We start from the raw sequence: 15,441 nt of genomic DNA, 5'->3' as shown, positions 1-15,441 counted from the left end.
CAAAAGCCACCCGAAAAGGGCTGGCAGGCAGGATGGGAACGGGAAATGCCACGGGCCGGACGGCCCTGCAAAGCCGCAAATATGGGAAGGCCCCCGTAAAGTCAACGCCGCGTCAGAATTTCACGATGACCGAGACCACAATCACCACCATCAGCAGCGTCGGAATCTCGTTCATCATCCGGTATTGCCGCCCCGTCAGACTGTTCCGCCCGGCCAGAAAATCCTTCCGCCGCAGTCCGAGCCAATGGTGAAACCACGTCATCCCCAAAACCGAAGCCGCTTTCGTCCATGGCCAGATCTCGTCCCAACTCACGATCCCCGGCGTAAACACCAGCGCCAAGCCGAACACCCAGACCGCAACCATCGCCGGGTTCATGATCGCCCGCAGCAGGCGCCGCTCCATCGTCTGGAACATCGCATCCGTCTTGCTGCCCGCCTCCACCTCCTCGACGTGATAGACGAAAAGCCGCGGCAGATAGAACAACCCGGCCATCCAGGCGATCACGGAAATCACGTGGAACGCCTTGGTCCAAAGATACCAGTCGGCCAGAAAATCCCCCACCATTTTGCGGCACAGCCCCTCTTTCTTATCATCTTCTAAATAAAAGAAGATTCTTACTTGATAGATGATGTAGGCCCTGTGGACAACGGGATCGGTCATTCCGTCCACCTTTCCATCCACAGGTTAAAACATGTGGATAACTATCGAAAGTCTCGGAAGCAGATCAAAAATAGATAACACAACACTATGATATACATAGAAAATTTTTTTCGGGCTGCGCCCCTCTTGTCCACATTCCATCCATGCACAGGCAGCACATGACCGATGTCATCCCCAACCCCGTGACTCGCCCGTCAACAGGTGGATGATCGGCACCCGCGGCTTGACAAACCACCGGTCGGCGGTCCTCCTCGGCAAATCCGTCTAAACTGCACCCATGCGGGCAGCAGGAACAAACGCAGACTATCCACAGGACCACCCCCAAGACACCGATGACAGACCGCCCCCTCATCCTCGCCTCGGCGTCAGAAATCCGCGCCACGCTTTTGCGTAATGCGGGCCTCTCCGTGCAGGCCCTTCCGGCCCGTATCGACGAAGAAACGATCCGCCACGCGCTGACCGCCGAAGCAGCTCACCCCCGTGACATCGCGGACACTCTGGCCGAGATGAAGGCGCGCAAACTCGCCGAAAAGCACCCCGAATCCCTCGTCCTCGGCTGCGACCAGATCCTCGAATTCAAACGCGAAAGCTGGGCCAAGCCCGAAACCCCGTCCGATGCGCTTTCGCAGCTTCGAACTCTGCGCGGCCAGACCCACCGCCTGCTCTCTGCCGCCGTCCTCTACGACCGCGCCGAACCTGTCTGGCGTCACGTGGCCGAGGTCCGCCTTACCATGCGTGACGCCTCAGATGCCTATCTGTCCGACTACGTCACCCGCAATTGGGACAGCATCCGCCACGCCGTCGGCGCCTACAAACTCGAAGAGGAAGGCGCCCGCCTTTTCACCACCATCGAGGGCGATTACTTCTCGGTCCTCGGCCTGCCCCTCTTGCCGCTCTTGAACTATCTGTCGCAGCGGGGTTTCATCTCCGCATGACAGATCATCCGCGCATCCCCCTCGCAGGCGTCATCGGCTCGCCCATCGCGCACAGCCGCTCTCCGGCGTTGCATGGCTATTGGCTCAAACGCTACGGCATCAAGGGCCATTACATCCCGCTCGACATCGCGCAGGCCGATCTTGCCGAGGCACTCCGCATGATGCCCCGCATGGGCTTTGTCGGCTGCAATGTGACCATCCCGCATAAAGAGGCGATCCTGAACCTCGCCGATGTCGTCACCGACCGGGCCGCCCTCATCGGGGCTGCAAACACGCTCATCTTCCGCAAGGATGGCAAGATTCAGGCCGACAACACCGACGGCTCGGGCTTCATTGCCAACCTGCGCCAGCACGCGCCCAACTGGCAGCCCGCCTCCGGCCCCGCCGCCGTTTTCGGCGCAGGCGGTGCCGCCCGCGCCGTCATCGCCGCGTTGATCGAGGTTGGCGTGCCCGAAATCCGCCTCGCCAACCGCACCCGCGCCCGCGCCGACGCGCTCCGCAGCGATTTCGGCGCCAAGGTCCACGTCTACGATTGGGTTCAGGCCGACGCGATGATCGACGGCGCCGCCACTGTCGTGAACACCACCGCCCTCGGCATGACCGGCAAGCCCGATCTCGTCCTTCCCTTAGGCACGCTCTCTCCCCGCGCCCTCGCCACCGACCTCGTCTATACCCCGCTCAAAACCCAGTTCCTGATCGAGGCCGAAGCCCGTGGTGCGACAACCGTCGACGGTCTAGGCATGCTTTTGCATCAGGCCGCCCCCGGTTTCGAACGCTGGTTCGGCCACCGCCCCGAAGTGGACGAGGCCACGCGCGCAGCGGTCCTCTCCGCATGACCTTCCGCCTTGGCCTGACCGGCTCGATCGGCATGGGCAAATCGACCACCGCCCAGATGTTCCGTGACGCGGGCCTTCCCGTCTGGGATGCCGACGCAGCCGTGCACCGTCTTTACGCCACCGACGGCGCCGCCGTAGCCCCCATTGCCGCCCTGCACCCCGCTGCCCTCACCCCCCAAGGCATCGACCGCCCGGCGCTCAAGGAATGGATCGCCGCCGACCCCGCCGCCCTTGGCCTGATCGAATCCATCGTCCACCCCCTCGTCGCCGCCGACCGCGCCGCCTTTCTGGCCAGCACCACCGGCGATATCGCCGTCCTCGACATCCCCCTCCTGTTCGAGAAAAACAGCGAGGCCGAGTTCCACGCCACCCTCCTCGTGACCGCGCCCGCCGCCCTGCAACGCGCCCGCGTCCTGTCACGCCCCGGCATGACACCCGCGCAGCTCGATCTCATCCTGTCGCGCCAGATGCCCGATGCCGAAAAGCGCCGCCGCTCCACCCATATCGTCGAAACGCTCACCCTCGACAGCACGCGCGCCTTCGTGCATGCCCTCATCGCCTATATCCGTCAGGTGCCTCATGCGTGAAATCGTCCTCGACACCGAAACCACCGGGTTTGAGCCTTCCGAAGGCGACCGCATCGTCGAAATCGGCGCGGTCGAACTGTTCAACCACCTGCCCACGGGTCGCACCTACCACCAATACATCAACCCCAAACGCGCCATGCCCACCGCCGCATTCGAGGTGCACGGACTGGGCGACGAATTCCTGCGCGACAAACCGGTATTCAAAGACATCGCAGGCGCGTTTCTGGAATTCATCGGCGATGCCCAACTCGTCATCCATAACGCCGCCTTCGACATGAAATTCCTAAACGCCGAACTCGAATGGGCGGGCCTGTCGAAACTCCCCAACAGCCGCGCCACTGACACGCTGTTGATCGCGCGCAGCCGCTTTCCCGGCGCCCCCGCCTCGCTCGACGCGCTCTGCCGCCGCTTTGGCGTCGACAACTCCGCCCGCGAAAAGCACGGCGCATTGCTCGACAGCGAAATCCTGGCCGAAGTCTATCTGGAACTCGTCGGTGGCCGCCAACCCGACTTTGGCCTCGGCGCCGATCCGGCCCCTGCCGCAGGCTCTGCCGCGCAAATACGCGCTGACTGGCGCCCCCGCCCGCGCCCCGAACCGCTCCCGTCCCGCGTCACCGAAGCCGAAGCCGCCGCCCACGCCGCCTTCGTCGCCAAACTGGGCGAAGGGGCGCTCTGGCTGAAACGGCAATAACCGGCGCATCGGAAAACCCTTCCGATGCGCCTTTATCGTGCTGGCGCTTACAGTTTACCCGCGTTCTGTTGCACCATCATAAAGGTGTCGTAGTTATACTCGGCAACCTGCGCCCAAGTGTAATGCTCGGACCGGAACGCCTTGATCGACCCCCAGATCTTTGCAAACGCGGGGTTTGACGCCTCCATTTCGGCATAAACCTCGTTGGCGGCGTTGAAACAGGCTTCCAGAACCTCGGGCGTAAACGGCCGCAACTGTGCGCCTTGGCCGACCAGCGCCTTGATCGCGGTCGGGTTCTTGTAATCGTACAGTTGCAGCATGTTCGCATCCGCCGCCTGACAGGCTGTCCGCAGCAAAGACTGATAGGCTGGGGGCAGTTCGTCGTATTTCGCCTTGTTGAACATGAAGTGGACGGTCGGGCCACCCTCCCACCAGCCGGGATAATAGTAATAGGGCGCGACCTTCACGAAGCCGAGCTTTTCGTCGTCATAGGGGCCGACCCATTCGGCAGCGTCGATGGTGCCCTTTTCCAGCGCGGGGTAAATGTCGCCCCCCGCAATCTGCTGTGGCACCACACCCAGCTTTTCCAGCACCTTGCCCGCAAAGCCGCCAACCCGCATCTTCAGGCCTGACAGGTCCGCGACCGTGTTGATCTCCTTGCGATACCAGCCGCCCATCTGCACGCCGGTATTGCCGCCGGGGAACGCCACGATGTTCTGCGCGGCAAGGAATTCGTTATAAAGCCCGATCCCGCCGCCGTGATAATGCCACGCATTGATCCCCCGCGCCGAAAGCGAAAACGGCACCGCAGCGGCCAGCGCCCAGGTCGGATCCTTGCCCCAATAATAATAGCCCACCGTATGGCAGGCCTCGATATTGCCAGCCGTCACCTCGTCGGCGGCCTGCAGGCCGGGCACCAGTTCGCCCGCGGCGAAAACCTGGATCTGGAAATTCCCGTCCGTCGCCTCCGACAAGTATTTCGACAAGACCTCGGCCCCGCCGTAAATCGTGTCGAGCGATTTAGGAAAGGACGAGGTCAAGCGCCACGTCACCTTGGGTGCCGCCTGCGCCAGTGCGGGCGCAGCAAGTGTGACGGCCCCCGCGCCGCCTATGGCGGCTTTGGTCAGGAATGAACGACGATCCATGAAATCTCCTCCCGTTTCTTTCAAGGGTGAAGGCAAGTTTCTGCAACCCTGCGCTGAAAGCAAGCCTTTCGCGCAGGGAGGGGCCGAATTGACGTGGCGTCAGCCGCCGCGCCTTACTATGGCCTCGACGTCGATCACCTCGGGCTCGTCCGGCTCGACCGGTTCAGGCTCGGGTGCAGGTGCCGCGCGCGGCGGAGAAACCATCAACGCAAGCGACTCGGCACCCGTGGCGCTCGGCCCGGTCTTTTCGGGCGGCTCGCGCCAGGAAAGCGTGTCGAACCCGCCGCAATTGTCGCAGATCGGGTCCCAGATCGCGTGCACGGCCTGACATTTGTCGCAGCACCATTGCGGCCCGCGCGGGGCGGTCAGCGCCTTTGAAAGCCACCCGCGCACCACGGCATCATCGCTGCCTTCGCCGCGTTCGATCGCGGCCATGATCGCCAGCGAACGGCGGGTCGGGTGGGTTTCCACGATGTTCCCCAACGCGCGCCGCGCTTGCGGAAAATCCTCGGCGGCGATGTTCAATTCGGCCATAAGCAGCCGCGTTTCCTCGTGGTCCGGGTGGTTCGCGGTCAGCGTCTTGAACCGCTTGAGCCGCGCCTGCGGCGTCTCGGCCGGTTCGATATCGGCGAAAGCGGCGGCAAGGTCAGGGTGGGGCTTGGCGTCCCACGCCTTTTTCAGCACGCGCGTCGCGGCCTTCCTGTCGCCCTTGTCGATCAGCGCACGCGCGGCCATGGCGGCAGCCGGAATGAGGTCGGGCGATTGCTTGTTTGCCTCGATCGCCGCTTCCCGCGCCTCGATGCTCGCCCCTTCGTCCAGCACGCCCTGCGCCTGTTGCAGCGCCAACACCGCATCGCGGCGGCGGTACACATCCTTGGGCAGCGCCCCCGCCTTCAGTTTTGCCCCAAGCGTGGCGCGCGCCCCCTTCCAATCCCGCTGTTCAGCTTGCAGCTTCAGCAAAATGTCATGCGTCTCAAGGTGCTTTGGCTTCAACTCATGCGCCTTTTGCGCCAGCTTCAGCGCGGTTTCGCCATCCCCTTCGGCCAGCTTTTGGTTCAGCAAGCCGCGAATGGCGACAAAGCGCGTGGTGTCGCTGGCAAGCAATTCCTTATACGCCTCGGTCGCGCGCCGTGTGTCGCCTGCGGCTTCGGCGGCCTGCGCGACCAGAAGCGTGGTAAGATGCGGCTCGGCCAGATATTTCTCTGCCTTGATCGCCCGGTTCAGCGCCAGCCGCCCCTCGCCCGCGGCTAGTGCCAGCATCCCCTCGGTCAGGGCCTGAAATCCCTTGCGTTCACGGTTGCGGTCAAAATACCGGCTGATCGCCGTCTCGTCGCCGTTCAGAAAGCGGAACACCGCCACCAAAAGCCCCGCCAGCTTCATCACCAGCCACAGCGCCGCGAAAAGCGCCGCAAGCACGATGATCGCCTGCAACGGCCTCAGCGTGAATTCGAACCCCGCAGCCGCAATCTGCAAGCCGCCGCCGGTATCGAGCAATACGCCCGCGCCCAAGGTTAGCGCCGCGACGATCGTTATGAAGATTATGACTTTGAACAGGGTCCAGATCATTGCGCGCCCGCCAGTGCGGCAAGTGCCGCTTCGCCCTCGGTCCGCAATCTTGCCTGTGCGATCCAGTCCGCCAGCGGGGGCTTTGCAGCCTCGGGCAAAGCATCAAGCTCTGCAACCGCCGCAGGCACATCGCCCTGCCCCAGCGCAGCCTCGGCCCGCGACAGGATCGCATCGGGATCGCCACCTTCGCGTGGCGTCAGCGACCGCAGGCCCGTCTGGCTCCGCAGGAACGACGAAACGCGGTCGGTCCAGCTTTCCCCCATATTGGCACGCAACGCCTCTTCAAGCGCCGCGCGCGCTGCTGCAGGAAACGCCTCGCGCAACGCGGCAACCGAAGGAAGCCCCGTCGCCGCATGATCGGCAAGCGCAGGCGGCAGTTCCATATCTGCAGCCACCGCCGCAAAGGGCGCCCCGGTGTCCAACGCTGCGGCGATCCGGTCCACCGCCGCCGCCTTGCGCGCGGCAGCAGCGTTCGCGTCAGACTTCGCTGCCAGATCGGCGGCTTTGGCCTCGGCCTCTTTCAGCCGCGCCTCGGCCGCTTCGACCGCAGCGGTTATCGCCTCGGGCTGCGCCGTCCCCGTGCCAATCGCAGCCACGCGGTCCTGCAACGCCTTCACCTCGGCGGCCAAGGCAGGATCGCCCGCACCCGCAGGACGCGACTCGACAGCCGCCACACGGCTTGCCAGATCCGAAAGCGTGGCCTCGACCGCAGAAAGCCGGTCGGTCAACCCGGCGTCAGGCGCGGGCAGCGCCGCGACCTGCGCCTTCAACGCCTCGATCTCGGCATCGGGCACGGCAGGCGCGGCGGGCATGGCAAGCAATTCGGGCACAAAGCGGGCAAGCGCAAAGCCCGCCCCCGCCGCCAACACACCGCCAAACACCAGCGCGACAAAGGCCGCAAACACCCGACTGCGCGGCTTGGCCGCTTCTTGCTTGGGCGGCGCGGGCGGCGGGGTTTCGCTCGCCTCGACCTCGGCCACCAGATCGGCGTCTGGCAAAGGTGTTTCTGGGGTGACGGAAGCCATGACCGATCCTTTCGCAGCCCTTTGGGGGCGGATTCTGGGCCCACCCTAACCCCCCGCGCCACGACGGTTCAAGCGATTGGCACGTCAACGATTGTTGAGATGGCGGTTAACAGCGCGTCCGCGTTCGGCGCGTCGGCAATTGCCTGACGGACGGGGGAAAGCAAAGCCGCCGCCTCGGCCACGGCAGGCGATAGTGCCGCAACCATCAAGGGCGCACGAAACGGGCCAAGCGCCACCAGAATGGCAGCGGTCCGGGGCGAGAACAGCGGCAGAAGCACAGGCGCCGCCCCGTCCAGCATCACGCGGGCTTCCGCCGTCAACGGCTCGGGGCGCTGGTCATAGGTCACGGCCTCATCCGCCGAAAGCCCCGCCCGGCGCAGCGTGGCGGCAATGTCGCCACGCGCATCCTTGCCCCGCAGGTGCAACAACGGACCGGTTTCGCCCGATGACAGGATCAGCGCGACCAGCGCACTTGCGTCCCCGTCCGCCGAAATGGCCGTCAGCCCAAGGCTGCGGGCGGTGGCGGCAGTGCGCTCGCCCACACAATAGGCGAGGCGAGGCAGCCCCCCGTGCCGTGCCGCCGAAAGCGCCCCCGTTTCCGAAGTCAGGATCAGCGCGCGATAGGGTTTCCCCCCGATTGCCCCGTCCAGAAAATGCGGGGCGATCAGCGGCGAGACACAGATCGACAGCCGCACACCGAAGCGTTCGGCCAGCGCAAGGCCGAAGCGGTCGCCCTGCGCGCGCGGGCGGGTAAGCAGCGTCGGAATGGCGCGGGATTGCGGGGTCATGCCTAGGGTGTTACCCCGCATGAAACCCTGCGGGCAATGGCTATGGCATCTCTCACCTTCCTTGGCATCGAATCGAGCTGCGATGACAGCGCCGCCGCCGTGGTCCGCTGGGGCGAGAAGGGCGGCGAAGTCCTGTCCTCGGTGGTCGAGGGCCAAACCGCCCTGCATGCCGATTTCGGAGGCGTGGTGCCCGAAATCGCCGCCCGCGCCCATGCCGAACGGCTTGACGGTTGTGTCGAACGCGCCTTGGCCGAGGCGGGTCTTTCCCTCGCCGATGTCGACGGCATCGCGGTCACAAGCGGTCCGGGCCTGATCGGCGGGGTTTTGTCGGGCGTCATGCTGGCAAAGGGGCTGGCGGCAGGGTCGGGCAAGCCCCTGCTGGGCGTAAACCACCTTGCCGGACACGCGCTTACGCCGCGCCTGACCGATGGCCTCGCCTTTCCCTACCTCATGCTCCTCGTATCCGGCGGGCATTGCCAGTTCCTGATCGCCCATGGCGTCGACCACTTCCAGCGGTTGGGCGGCACCATCGACGACGCCCCCGGCGAGGCTTTCGACAAGACCGCCAAGCTCCTCGGCCTACCCCAACCGGGCGGTCCTGTGGTCGAACGCGAGGCGGCGCTTGGCGATGCGACGCGCTTCCGCTTCCCCCGCCCGCTGCTTGACCGCGAAGGTTGCGATATGTCGTTCTCGGGCCTGAAAACGGCCCTGTTGCGCGCCCGCGATGCACTGATCGCCGAAAAAGGCGGCATCACCGTGCAAGACCGGCGCGACCTGTGCGCGGGGTTCCAAGCAGCCGTCGCTGCGGTTCTGGCCGAAAAGACACGGCGCGCGCTGGCGCTTTACCTGCCGCTTGGCCCTGCCGAACCGGCCTTGGCCGTGGCAGGCGGCGTTGCGGCGAACCAAACCATTCGGGCAGGGTTAATGGCTGTTTGCGCCGCATCCGGCGTGCGTTTCCTCGCGCCTCCCCTGCGGCTTTGCACCGACAATGCCGCGATGATCGCATGGGCCGGGATCGAACGCTTTCGCGCAGGTCTGGGCGGGCCGACCGATCTGGTGGCCCGCCCGCGCTGGCCGCTCGACGCAACCGCCGCCCCCATGATCGGCTCGGGCAAAAAGGGGGCCAAGGCATGATCGGCGTCGTCGGCGCCGGAGCCTTCGGCACCGCGCTGGCCGTGGCGCTGGGCCGCGAAGGGTATAAGGTCCGGCTTTGGGGCCGCGATGTCGGGCCTCTCGCCGCATCGCGCATGTCAGACCGGCTTGGCGGGGTAAGACTGCCTGACAGTGTCACTGTTACGGCAGAACTCTCTGCGATGGACCAGACCGAAGCTGTGCTTCTCGCCCTGCCGATGCAGGCCGTGGCTGGCTTTCTGCGCGGCTCGGACATGCAGGCGCAAACCTTGGTCGCCTGCTGCAAGGGCGTCGATCTGCAAACACTGACGGGGCCTGCAACCCTTATGTCACAGGCGCGACCCAAGGCGACGGTGGCCCTGCTGACCGGCCCCAGTTTCGCGGCAGATATCGCGAGGGGTCTGCCGACCGCGCTGACACTGGCCTGTGCCGATGACGCGGCGGGCCAGCGTTTGCAGCGCCTTTTGTCCACACCCGTCCTGCGGCTCTACCGCACGGTCGATGTGACCGGCGCCGAACTGGGCGGAGCGTTGAAAAACGTGATCGCCATTGCCGCAGGCACCGTCATCGGCGCGGGTCTTGGTGAATCCGCCCGCGCAGCCCTGATGACGCGCGGCTACGCCGAAATGGTGCGACTCGCGCTCGCACTTGGCGCAAGGGCCGAAACGCTGGCGGGTCTCTCGGGCTTTGGCGATCTGGTCCTGACCTGCGGATCGGCGCAGTCGCGCAACTTCAGCTACGGCCATGCGCTGGGCGCGGGCACGCCGTTCAACGCCAGCGTAACCGTCGAAGGCGTCGCCACGGCGCGGGCGGTGGCGCGACTTGGCATCGAGCGTGGCATCGACCTTCCGGTGACAGCCATGGTGGCCGCACTCGTCGACGGCAGGATTGACCTTTCGGCCGCGATCCAGTCCCTTTTGACCAGACCTTTGAAAGCGGAGTGACCCCATGCGCGTGGCGCTGATCTGTATCGACAAACCCGGTCATCTGGCCGTGCGGCAAGAAAACCGCGCGGCGCATCTGGCGCATATCGAAGCCTCCGGCGTGGTGGAAATGGCCGGGCCGTTCCTCGACGGTGGTGCAATGTGCGGGTCGCTCGTGGTGCTGAATGTCGAAACGTTCGACGCCGCACGGGAATGGGCCGCAGCCGACCCCTACGCCAAGGCGGGCCTGTTCGAAAGCGTCGACATCCGCGAATGGAAAAAGGTCATCGGCTGATGGCCTTCTGGCTGCTGAAATCCGAGCCTGACGTTTTCGGCTGGTCGCACCTGCTGGCCAAAGGCGCGGTGGGCGAGGAATGGAGCGGCGTGCGGAATTATCAGGCGCGCAACAACATGCGGGCGATGCAGCTTGGCGATCTGGCGTTCTTTTACCACTCGAACATCGGCAAAGAGGTGGTCGGGATCATGGAAGTGACCCGCACCTCGGCCCCTGACAGCACGACCGATGACCCGCGCTGGGATTGCGTGATGGTTCAGGCAAAGCAGCCCTTCAAGCGCGCCGTGACGCTCGATGACATCAAGGCCGTGCCCGAATTGGCCGATATGGTGTTGGTGAAGAACTCTCGCCTGTCGGTTCAGCCGGTAGCGGCGGCGGAATGGGCGCTAATCTGCCGGATGGGCGGCGTTTGAAACGGAGGGCCCCGCACCCCTACGGGACCCTCCATCCACCCCACGCGCTCCCCTGAGCACCACGCGTGACTGTAAATCGGGTCCCGGGCATCCTGCCCTGTGGAAACAAAATTGCCTTATGCCGGGCGATTCCGCAAACGCGAACTGCCCGGCATTTTTGGCAAATTTTACGGGTCGGTCAGGCGTAGACCGACTCTTTGCCGAAATGCTTGACCAGCATGTAATAGATCACCGCGCGATACTTGTTCCGCTCGGACCGGCCGTAGGTGTCGATCACGGCATTCAGCGCCTCGGTCAGCTTTGGGCCATCGGCAAGGCCAAGCTTCTTGATCAGGAAATTCTTCTTCACGGTTTCCAACTCGGCCGGATCGCTGCCGGCGACGGTTTCGCTGTCGGCACTATAGATCGCCGGACCGCAGCCGATGGTGACTTTCTCGAGAAGTTTCAGGTCCGGGTTGACCTTGCATTTCTCTTTCAGGTCTTCGGCGTATTTGGCGATTAATTCGGTGCGTTTGCTCATGACTAAAGCTTCCCTTGTGTCTCACATCGCGGCCTCCCCGCGCGCTGGATGCTAACCAAGCTTTGCCATGACACAAGCAGGAATTGTGCGCTGCGCTGCAGCACCGCCTTGGCATGCAAAAAGGGCCAGAGTTTCCTCTGGCCCCGTTCACGCCATGACCGAAAGATCAGTAGCGGTAATGCTCGGCCTTGAACGGACCTTCGGGCTTTACGCCGATATAGGCAGCCTGATCGGCGCGCAGTTCGGTAAGTTTCACGCCGATCTTCTTCAGATGCAGGCGCGCAACCTTTTCATCCAGATGCTTGGGCAAGATATAGACGCCCGGTGCATAGTCCTGGCCTTTGGTCCATAGCTCGATCTGGGCCAGCACCTGATTGGTGAACGACGCCGACATCACGAACGACGGGTGGCCCGTGGCGTTGCCAAGGTTCAGAAGGCGGCCTTCGGACAAAAGGATGATGCGAGCGCCTGACGGCATCTCGATCATGTCTACCTGTTCCTTGATGTTGGTCCATTTGTGGTTCCGCAAGGACGCAACCTGAATCTCGTTGTCGAAGTGGCCGATGTTGCCGACGATCGCCATGTCCTTCATCTCGCGGATATGCTCGATGCGGATCACGTCCTTGTTGCCGGTCGTGGTGATGAAGATGTCGGCGGTTTTCACCTCGTCTTCCAGCAGCGTCACCTCGAACCCGTCCATGGCGGCCTGCAAGGCGCAGATCGGGTCGACTTCGGTCACTTTCACACGCGCGCCAGCGCCGCGCAGCGATGCCGCCGAACCCTTGCCCACATCGCCATAGCCGCAAACCACGGCAACCTTGCCGGCCATCATGGTGTCGGTGGCGCGGCGGATGCCGTCGACCAGCGATTCCTTGCAGCCGTATTTGTTATCGAACTTCGATTTCGTGACCGAGTCGTTCACGTTGATCGTCGGGAACGGCAGTTGGCCGTTCTTGTGCAGCTCGTACAGGCGGTGAACGCCCGTGGTCGTCTCTTCCGAAACGCCCTTGATCGCGGCCTTGGTCTTGGTGAAGAAGCCGGGAGTTTCCTTCATCCGCTTGTGGATCTGCTTCTTGATCACCTCTTCCTCTTCCGACGCCGGAACGGGGATGATGTCTTCGCCAGCTTCGGCGCGGGCGCCAAGCAGAACGTAAAGCGTGGCGTCACCGCCATCGTCGAGGATCATGTTCGCGCCCTCGGCGAACATGAAGGATTTATCGAGGTAATCCCAATGCTCGGTCAGCGTCTGCCCCTTGACCGCAAACACCGGAATCCCGGCAGCAGCGATCGCGGCGGCGGCGTGGTCTTGGGTCGAGAAGATGTTGCACGACGCCCAACGCACATCGGCGCCAAGGAATTTCAGCGTCTCTATCAGCACGGCGGTCTGGATCGTCATGTGCAACGACCCGACGATGCGGGCACCCTTCAGCGGCTGCGACGCGCCGAATTCCTCGCGGCAGGCCATCAGGCCCGGCATTTCGGTCTCGGCGATGACCAGTTCCTTGCGGCCGAATTCGGCCAGCGCGATATCTTTCACTACATAATCGTTAGGCATTTGCCTGCTCCTTGCACCCTTGAATTTCAGGGGCAGATAGCACGGACTGTGCCACTCGACAATGCAAGGCGCGGATCGGTATGGTTTCATGCGACAAGGGGACCGGAATGAAACAGCCAAGGGCGTGGCAACGGATGCTTTCGGGGCGGCGGCTCGACCTGCTCGACCCGACGCCGATGGATATCGAGGTGGCCGACATCGCCCATGGTCTGGCCTTTGTCGCGCGCTGGAACGGGCAGACGCACGGCGATTGGCCCTATTCCGTGGCCGAACATTCTTTGCTGGTCGAACAGATCTTCGCCCGCTGCAATCCGGGTATCGGGGCGCGGTGGCAGTTGGCGGCGCTTTTGCACGATGCGCCGGAATACGTTATCGGCGATATGATCAGTCCGGTAAAATCGGCCATCGGGCCCGGTTACAGCGTGCTGGACGAACGCCTGACCGCAGCTGTGCATCTGCGTTTCGGCCTGCCTGCCGCTTTGCCGGGACCGATCAAAAAGGCGATAAAAGCAGCAGACCGTATTTCGGCATGGCTCGAAGCCGTCCAGATAGCGGGCTTCGGTCAGGCCGAGGCTGACAGGCTGTTCGGCAAACCAGATGCCTTGGCCGTGCGCGGGTTAGAGATAAAACTACGACCGCCCGCAACAGTGCGGGCGGAATTCGTTTCACGTCACGACCAATTGATCGGCGCTACCGCAGCTTAAAGGCGGTTATGCCTTAAAGCGCCATGTCTTCGGGGCGCTTGCCGGATTTGAGCGCGGCATCGAACCAGCGCGGCTTGCGTCCACGGCCCGACCAGGTTTCACCCGAATTGGCCGGATTGGCGTATTTCGCCGAAGCGGGCGCGCGCTTGCGCGGAACCGTGGCGCCCGTCAATTCGGCAAGCGAAAAGCCCATTTCGCGGGCCTTTTCCTCAAGTTCTGCCAAAGCGTGCTTCTTCTTGCGGTCCTCGAAAGATGCGATCGCACGGTTCACTTGGGATTGCAGGTCCTTGAGTTCTTTCAAGGACATTTCGTTGGTGTTCAACTCGGCCATTCTTGGATTCCCCGTCCATTGGATAATCGGGTTTTAATAGCCAAACATGCAACTGGCAATAAATTTGATCAGCGCGGGCTTCGCTTTGCCAGAATCCGCTGAAGCGTGCGGCGGTGCATCGAAAGCCGGCGAGCGGTTTCCGAGACGTTGCGGTCGCACATCTCATAGACGCGCTGGATATGTTCCCAGCGCACACGGTCGGCCGACATCGGGTTTTCCGGCGGGGCAGGAAGCGATTCCGCCCGCGACAAAAGCGCATTCGTCACGTCGTTCGCATCTGCAGGTTTCGACAGATAATCTATCGCCCCGATTTTAACCGCAGCCACCGCCGTCGCAATGGCGCCGTATCCTGTCAAAACGACAATCCTGCAATCGGGACGGCGCTCGCGCAGGGCTTCGACGACATCAAGCCCGTTGCCGTCTTCAAGTCGCAGATCGACCACCGCATAGGCAGGAGGTCGGGCAAGCGCAATCGCCCGACCAGCCGCCACGCTTTCAGCGGTTTCCGGCACAAAGCCGCGCTTTTCCATCGCCTTGGCAAGCCGCTTCACAAAAGGCTCGTCATCGTCGACCAGCAAAAGCGACCGGTCGGGGCCAAGGTCGGAATGCAGTTCATCAGCCATTTGGTTCCCCTGAAACGATAAGCAAAGCTAGACTTTTATGACGGCGCGGTCAAATTTGATCACCAGATTTGATCACTTGGACAAATAACAAGCCGTGCGCTGCGCGATGAGCTCTGCACTGTCATCGCGGCGGAAGAAATCGACGAAACCCTTTTTCGGAAGCACAAGATAGGTGAACGTCGAATGGTCCATCAGATAGAACTCGGGATCGTCCCCTTCCTGCTTCTTGAAATAGGTCCGATAGGCCTTTGATGCCTGCGCGACCTGTTCCGGCGTGCCTGTCAAAGCCACCATGCGATCATCTATATTGGCGGCGAACTCCTTCAAGGCTGACGGAGTGTCGCGGTCAGGGTCGATCGAAATGAAAACCGGCTGCGCCTCGAAGCCCTGTTCTTCCAGAATATCCACCGCCTCGGCATTGCGGGCCGCATCTAGCGGGCAGACATCGGGGCAATAGGTATATCCGAAATAGACAAGGCTCGGCTTGGTTAACACATCGACATCGGTCACGGTCTCGCCGTTCTGGTCCACCAGCGTGAAGGGGCCGCCGATATCGCCACCACCGACAGTGCCGCCACGGCAGTCTGCATAGGGATCGGATGATTTGGCGAACTGCGCGTAACCATAGACGCCCCCGACCAGCCCGACAGTCACCGCTGCGGCCAAAGCTACGTAAATCCGGTCCATGGTTCCTGTCTCCCTGCCTGCAATT

19 protein-coding genes are annotated in these 15,441 nt (G+C 63.2%); 9 read left to right on the top strand and 10 right to left on the bottom strand.

Translation table 11 applies throughout. The features are described from left to right. Positions 1 to 112 precede the first annotated feature (112 nt). Complete coding sequence (hemJ, locus tag HYN69_RS17450; protein ID WP_108437294.1) at positions 113 to 565, bottom strand: protoporphyrinogen oxidase HemJ; 453 nt, start codon at positions 563 to 565, stop codon at positions 113 to 115. A gap of 428 nt (positions 566 to 993) precedes the next feature. Here hemJ and HYN69_RS17445 point away from each other — a divergent pair, with 428 nt between their 5' ends. From HYN69_RS17445 to dnaQ, 4 genes are read left to right on the top strand one after another with little or no spacing between them, the layout of a single operon-like run. After that, complete coding sequence (locus HYN69_RS17445) at positions 994 to 1,596, top strand: Maf family protein (RefSeq protein WP_108436862.1); 603 nt, start codon at positions 994 to 996, stop codon at positions 1,594 to 1,596. Further along, positions 1,593 to 2,432, top strand: coding sequence for a shikimate dehydrogenase (locus HYN69_RS17440; RefSeq protein WP_108436861.1), 840 nt, complete (start codon positions 1,593 to 1,595; stop codon positions 2,430 to 2,432). Before HYN69_RS17445 ends, HYN69_RS17440 begins: the two co-directional genes overlap by 4 nt. Further along, a complete protein-coding gene (gene coaE, locus HYN69_RS17435) occupies positions 2,429 to 3,019 on the top strand; it encodes a dephospho-CoA kinase (protein WP_108436860.1) in 591 nt (196 codons plus the stop codon). Before HYN69_RS17440 ends, coaE begins: the two co-directional genes overlap by 4 nt. Beyond that, on the top strand, positions 3,012 to 3,710 hold the full coding sequence (gene dnaQ / locus HYN69_RS17430; protein ID WP_108436859.1) for a DNA polymerase III subunit epsilon: 699 nt from the start codon (positions 3,012 to 3,014) through the stop codon (positions 3,708 to 3,710). Before coaE ends, dnaQ begins: the two co-directional genes overlap by 8 nt. Before the next feature lie 47 nt (positions 3,711 to 3,757). Here dnaQ and HYN69_RS17425 read toward each other — a convergent pair whose 3' ends face one another. The 4 genes from HYN69_RS17425 to HYN69_RS17410 all read right to left on the bottom strand — a co-directional run bounded on the left by HYN69_RS17425 (position 3,758) and on the right by HYN69_RS17410 (position 8,234). Beyond that, positions 3,758 to 4,855, bottom strand: a complete 1,098-nt coding sequence (locus HYN69_RS17425) for a TRAP transporter substrate-binding protein (protein ID WP_108436858.1) — start codon at positions 4,853 to 4,855, stop codon at positions 3,758 to 3,760. Positions 4,856 to 4,954: 99 nt separating this feature from the next. Further along, positions 4,955 to 6,421 (bottom strand): heme biosynthesis protein HemY, encoded by a 1,467-nt coding sequence (locus HYN69_RS17420; protein ID WP_108436857.1) that lies wholly within the window; start codon positions 6,419 to 6,421, stop codon positions 4,955 to 4,957. Next, positions 6,418 to 7,446 (bottom strand): COG4223 family protein, encoded by a 1,029-nt coding sequence (locus HYN69_RS17415; protein WP_108436856.1) that lies wholly within the window; start codon positions 7,444 to 7,446, stop codon positions 6,418 to 6,420. Before HYN69_RS17415 ends, HYN69_RS17420 begins: the two co-directional genes overlap by 4 nt. A 68-nt stretch (positions 7,447 to 7,514) precedes the next feature. Further along, the gene (locus tag HYN69_RS17410) at positions 7,515 to 8,234 is read right to left on the bottom strand and encodes a uroporphyrinogen-III synthase (protein WP_108436855.1); all 720 of its coding nucleotides are present in this window, start codon (positions 8,232 to 8,234) and stop codon (positions 7,515 to 7,517) included. A 42-nt stretch (positions 8,235 to 8,276) separates the two neighbouring features. Between HYN69_RS17410 and tsaD the strand changes: the two genes are divergently transcribed. The 4 genes from tsaD to HYN69_RS17390 are packed head-to-tail and all read left to right on the top strand — an operon-like array spanning position 8,277 to position 10,996. Continuing rightward, entirely contained in the window at positions 8,277 to 9,368 is a 1,092-nt protein-coding gene (gene tsaD / locus HYN69_RS17405; RefSeq protein ID WP_108436854.1) for a tRNA (adenosine(37)-N6)-threonylcarbamoyltransferase complex transferase subunit TsaD, read from the top strand. Then, entirely contained in the window at positions 9,365 to 10,309 is a 945-nt protein-coding gene (locus HYN69_RS17400) for an NAD(P)H-dependent glycerol-3-phosphate dehydrogenase (protein ID WP_108436853.1), read from the top strand. Before tsaD ends, HYN69_RS17400 begins: the two co-directional genes overlap by 4 nt. A 4-nt stretch (positions 10,310 to 10,313) precedes the next feature. Further along, positions 10,314 to 10,583, top strand: a complete 270-nt coding sequence (locus tag HYN69_RS17395) for a YciI family protein (RefSeq protein ID WP_108436852.1) — start codon at positions 10,314 to 10,316, stop codon at positions 10,581 to 10,583. After that, positions 10,583 to 10,996 carry an EVE domain-containing protein gene (locus tag HYN69_RS17390; protein WP_108436851.1) on the top strand — a complete coding sequence of 138 codons (414 nt, stop codon included), beginning with the start codon at positions 10,583 to 10,585 and terminating at the stop codon, positions 10,994 to 10,996. Before HYN69_RS17395 ends, HYN69_RS17390 begins: the two co-directional genes overlap by 1 nt. A 178-nt stretch (positions 10,997 to 11,174) precedes the next feature. On the opposite strand, the gene HYN69_RS17385 is transcribed toward HYN69_RS17390, so the two are convergent. Continuing rightward, positions 11,175 to 11,516 carry a DUF2853 family protein gene (locus HYN69_RS17385; RefSeq protein WP_108436850.1) on the bottom strand — a complete coding sequence of 114 codons (342 nt, stop codon included), beginning with the start codon at positions 11,514 to 11,516 and terminating at the stop codon, positions 11,175 to 11,177. A 166-nt stretch (positions 11,517 to 11,682) separates the two neighbouring features. After that, positions 11,683 to 13,071: an adenosylhomocysteinase gene (ahcY, locus tag HYN69_RS17380; RefSeq protein ID WP_108436849.1), complete on the bottom strand. Its 1,389-nt coding sequence runs from the start codon at positions 13,069 to 13,071 to the stop codon at positions 11,683 to 11,685. Positions 13,072 to 13,178: 107 nt separating this feature from the next. Between ahcY and HYN69_RS17375 the strand changes: the two genes are divergently transcribed. After that, positions 13,179 to 13,775, top strand: a complete 597-nt coding sequence (locus HYN69_RS17375) for an HD domain-containing protein (protein ID WP_108437293.1) — start codon at positions 13,179 to 13,181, stop codon at positions 13,773 to 13,775. Positions 13,776 to 13,788: 13 nt separating this feature from the next. Here the strand turns inward: HYN69_RS17375 and HYN69_RS17370 are convergent, their stop codons facing one another. From HYN69_RS17370 to HYN69_RS17360, 3 genes are all read right to left on the bottom strand, one after another. Further along, entirely contained in the window at positions 13,789 to 14,106 is a 318-nt protein-coding gene (locus HYN69_RS17370; protein WP_108436848.1) for an H-NS histone family protein, read from the bottom strand. A gap of 68 nt (positions 14,107 to 14,174) precedes the next feature. Next, complete coding sequence (locus tag HYN69_RS17365; protein WP_108436847.1) at positions 14,175 to 14,729, bottom strand: ActR/PrrA/RegA family redox response regulator transcription factor; 555 nt, start codon at positions 14,727 to 14,729, stop codon at positions 14,175 to 14,177. 72 nt (positions 14,730 to 14,801) lie between these two features. Then, entirely contained in the window at positions 14,802 to 15,416 is a 615-nt protein-coding gene (locus HYN69_RS17360; RefSeq protein ID WP_108437292.1) for an SCO family protein, read from the bottom strand. Positions 15,417 to 15,441 lie beyond the last annotated feature (25 nt).

Origin of the sequence: Gemmobacter aquarius (assembly GCF_003060865.1) — a bacterium.
Taxonomy (GTDB): domain Bacteria; phylum Pseudomonadota; class Alphaproteobacteria; order Rhodobacterales; family Rhodobacteraceae; genus Paragemmobacter; species Paragemmobacter aquarius.
The sequence above is the reverse complement of the archived record's forward strand: the minus strand, read 5'-3'. Positions and strand labels throughout refer to the sequence as shown.